Below are 819 nucleotides of genomic sequence, written 5' to 3'. Positions count from 1 at the left end.
CGTTAAGGGGTGCAGGCACGCAATACAAAAACTACCGCACAGCGACTTAATCACCGAACCCAACGCAAACTGAAAATGCCACGCGTGCCAAATCCCACTTAAACGCCTTGTTATGCTTAAGCTTCAATGGGTTACGTTTTACTAGAAATAAGATTAACTCAGCTTTGATTCACGAACAAAAGCCAAAAACCAAAAAACTGAAATGACTCATGATTTTGAAAATCAGACCTTGAACTTTGGCAGCTAAAACGAAAAAACCTAAGTTCAAATTGCTGATTGAGCCAACCGCCCTAACTTCGCGCTTGCCCGAAAATTGAATGAGGCAATTCTCTGATTTTCTAGCGCTAAAGAATAAGTGTCAGAAAAACAGCGCTCACAAAAGCCAACTTGCCGACAAACACCAAACTGAAAAGCCGAGGGAACAAAGAAAAACCATAAATCACTGATTTTACTTGATTAAGCATAACGCTGCGTTAAGGGGTGAATGCCGCCTAAACCAAGTTTCCGCAGACCATTTTCACCACCAAAACTCACTGCATACCAAAAATGCCACGCGGCATGAATCCCTCTTAAACGCCTTGTTATGYTTAAGCTCAATGAGTTACGTTTTACTCAAAACAAGATTAACTCGACTTTGATTTACAAACAAAAACCAAAACGTAGAAAACCGAAATGAATCATAGTTTTGATAATCAGACTAGGAATTTTGGCAAATCTGGTTTGAAGTTTGAAAACCTAAAATGGATTTCTGATTGAGCCAACCGCCCTAACCTCGCGATTGCCCGAGAATTGAATGAGGCAATTCTCTGAATTTCTAGC

General features: G+C 40.3%; 1 protein-coding gene. It reads right to left on the bottom strand.

The genetic code is table 11. From position 1 onward, the window contains the following. Window positions 1-456: 456 nt before the first annotated feature. Window positions 457-597, bottom strand: a complete 141-nt coding sequence (locus CIK04_RS31905) for a DUF3265 domain-containing protein (RefSeq protein WP_128824796.1) — start codon at window positions 595-597, stop codon at window positions 457-459. Window positions 598-819: the final 222 nt, after the last annotated feature.

It is taken from the genome of Vibrio sp. 03_296, assembly GCF_002265885.1.
Note: the sequence above shows the minus strand (reverse complement) of the source record. Positions and strands in the feature narration are given on the sequence as shown.